Below are 2,852 nucleotides of genomic sequence, written 5' to 3'. Positions count from 1 at the left end.
CGATCGGAATCAGGTGTGTTGTAGGAGCTTCAGTGAGACCGACCGCCGTCTGAAGATCGTGGTGATTGTCGGTGGTCGCTTCGAAGATTCCGTGACGAGCGAGACTCTGACGATCCTCTCGTGACGAAGGAGATGCCGCAGCAACGCTAACCAATGTTCCTGCAACGAAACATTTGCCTTCCTCAATGCACTTCACAACCTTCGTTACTGCGGTTCCTGCTTCGTCTGACTTCCCGAACAATCTCATGATCGATTTGCCGGCAGACGCGGCAAAGTCAGCACCTTTCGAGACCACTTTGCGGACCATCGCCACCGCTTGTGCGGCATCGCCGGCGAAGGGGACTGTCAATTGGCGCTTGAAACAGTACCACTCGTTTGCACTTCAAACGGTACCATTTATCGGTTGATGTCTTTAATGGTACTGTTTGCCCTTCTATTCTTCGGCTTTGGACCCGGTGGGCGCTTTGGTATCGTTTGAACTTTTTTTCGATTTCTCTAAACGATAACTCTTGCCGGTGATTTGCACGACTTCCGCTCGATGCAGGAAGCGATCCAAGATGGCAGTTGCGCTGGGAACGTCGCCGATCAATTGGCCCCAATCGTCCAAGGGTCTGTTGCTGGTCATCATCGTGGAGCGAAGCTCGTGTCGCCGCATGATGATCTCGAACAGGTACTCACCTGATCGCTTGGGTAACTGCTTCATCCCCATGTCGTCGACGATCAGCAGATCCGGCTTGAGGTATCGCTGAAGGATCTTCTCGTGGCCTTCCATCGCCTCATCGTGGAGGAAGTCGCGGACTGTATCGAAGATCGACCGGTAGTACACCGTGAAGCCGGATCGGATCGCTGCGACTCCGATCGATTGGCATAAATGACTCTTCCCCGTTCCTGGTGGTCCGAGCCAGAGAACGTCGCGTTTGTCCCGAATGAAATGGCACGTTGCCAGGTCAAAGATCCGATTCTTCTTGATCGAAGAATTGAATCCGAAATCGAAGTCCTCCAACCGCTTCGTGTCGCGAAAGCACGCCATCGCGATACGGCGAGAGATCTGGCGGCCATCGCGAACCAAGAGTTCGTCTTGCAGTGCCAATTCTAAAAACTCCCGATGCGTCAGTCCGCGACTGGATGCTTCGTGAAGTCGGATCTCCAGGGATTCACCCAACCCCGACAGCCGGAGTTTCTTCAGCATGCTTGTTAAACCATCAGACATTACTTCGTTCCCCTTGAATCGCATTTCGAACAAAATCGCCGTACTCCGACACCGATCGAATGATCGGATGGTCGTCCATGAACTCCATGGTCTGTTGTCGGGCTGCGGTTTGGTTCTCCAGCAGCCGCTTGATCACGCGATAGTTGAAGGCCTGGCTGCGCCAAGCCGTGTCGCATGCACGATCGATCTGTTCGGTCTCATATTTCTTACTGAGGCTCAACAGCCCTTGCAGGACGCGCGCTGCTGGGATGCCGCGAGATTCGATCGTCGCTTCCGCCCAGCGTGTGGCGTGAGGCCCTAAAAACCGCACTTTTCGCAGGATAAACTCGATCCCTCGCTCAATCATATGACTCTTTGAAGGATGGATGTGTTCTCCCAAGGTGCTGAACCGGCCGGCCGTTTGTGTGCAATGCACGGCAATGCTTTCCAGGCGGTGATTGAGGATGCGAACCGTCTGGCTGTTCCAGCGAACCCAGACGTCGTGGCCCAGGTATTCGGCGGGAACCGAGTAATACGCGCGGTCGACGGCGATATGACCATCACGCGAAACACGACGCTGCGTCTCTTCGTAAAATGGAAAGCGATCTTTCGGCAACGGATTCAAACAGGGCTTCTCGGTGTTCTCGAAGGCCACTCCAACATGCTTCTTCGTGGTGCCGTGAATCCGCGTGTCGGCGACCGTTTTCTCCCAATGATCCAAGTGGGCGTTCTGCTGTGCCAGACTTTCAAAGGTTCTTCCCTTCAAAGCGTTTTCTTGAACATAGTCCACGCCCCGCTCGACCTTCCCTTTATGGCGAGGTGTCGCAGGCCGGGTGGGCAGCAGCGAGAATCCGTAGTGCTTGCAGAACTCGACGATCTTCGGATGCAGTTCGGGGTCGTACCAGTCCGCTTTCAGAACGACGCATTTGGCATTGTCAAAGACGACTGTCTTCGGAACTCCTCCCAGTCTCCGAAAGGCGTTCTCCAGACTGCGAATGAAGCTCTCGGTTGTTAACCGAGTCACTGCTTCCGTGTACCCCTTCCGCGAGTGGCTCAGGACCGCTCGAAAGACATACGTCTTGCGATGGACTCCCGTGTGATCCTGGCACGGACGGCCTTGTCCGAAATCCACTTGAAGTTCCCAGCCGGGTTCCACCTCGATCCGCCGGAACGGCAATGCCGACGACGCACCAAGAGCCTTCACAAATCGGCGGACCGACCAGTACTTCCCGTCAAAGCCGTGCTCGTCGATGAGATCCTGATGAATCCGTTGACTGTCCAGACCCTGTTCCAGCTTCGAGAGAATCACCTCTCGAAAACGTTCGCAACAACTGCGGGAAACTCGAACCACCGCACTGTTCTCAGGCTCAGCCGACCCGGTGGGCGCTTTGGTACTGTTTGGAGCCTCCGACCCGGTGGGCGCTTTGCCGGTGGGCGCTTTGGTATCGTTTGACGAATTTTCGGCCAAATGACGCCGAACTGCGCCTCGAGATACACCCAGCGACTCACAGATTGCACGCTCGGAGAGTCCGTTGTCGTGCAAAGCCTTAATCGAAAAGGACTTGTCCATACTCAGTTGATAAGCCATCGTCTTTCCAGTGGTGGGTTTCTACGAAAAGAAACCACTACTGCAAAACAAAAGCCCCTTTGTCTCAACTGGTAC

General features: G+C 54.8%; 3 protein-coding genes. All 3 read right to left on the bottom strand.

The features are described 5' to 3' along the window. A partial coding sequence (locus OSO_RS51850; protein ID WP_010582383.1) for a hypothetical protein occupies nt 1-349 on the bottom strand: 349 nt, incomplete at its 3' end. An 84-nt stretch (nt 350-433) separates the two neighbouring features. Continuing rightward, nucleotides 434-1,189 carry an IS21-like element helper ATPase IstB gene (istB, locus tag OSO_RS49660; protein ID WP_202799921.1) on the bottom strand — a complete coding sequence of 252 codons (756 nt, stop codon included), beginning with the start codon at nt 1,187-1,189 and terminating at the stop codon, nt 434-436. A gap of 13 nt (nt 1,190-1,202) precedes the next feature. After that, nucleotides 1,203-2,759, bottom strand: a complete 1,557-nt coding sequence (gene istA, locus OSO_RS0104920; protein WP_237729296.1) for an IS21 family transposase — start codon at nt 2,757-2,759, stop codon at nt 1,203-1,205. Nucleotides 2,760-2,852: the final 93 nt, after the last annotated feature.

It is taken from the genome of Schlesneria paludicola DSM 18645 (genome assembly GCF_000255655.1).
In the GTDB taxonomy this organism is placed as follows: domain Bacteria; phylum Planctomycetota; class Planctomycetia; order Planctomycetales; family Planctomycetaceae; genus Schlesneria; species Schlesneria paludicola.
Note: the sequence above shows the minus strand (reverse complement) of the source record. Positions and strands in the feature narration are given on the sequence as shown.

Coding starts and splice junctions, on each gene's coding strand:
- istB (WP_202799921.1), bottom strand. CDS start 1,189: ATGCTGAAGAAACTCCGGCTGTCGGGGTTGGGTGAATCCCTGGAGATC.
- istA (WP_237729296.1), bottom strand. CDS start 2,759: ATGGACAAGTCCTTTTCGATTAAGGCTTTGCACGACAACGGACTCTCC.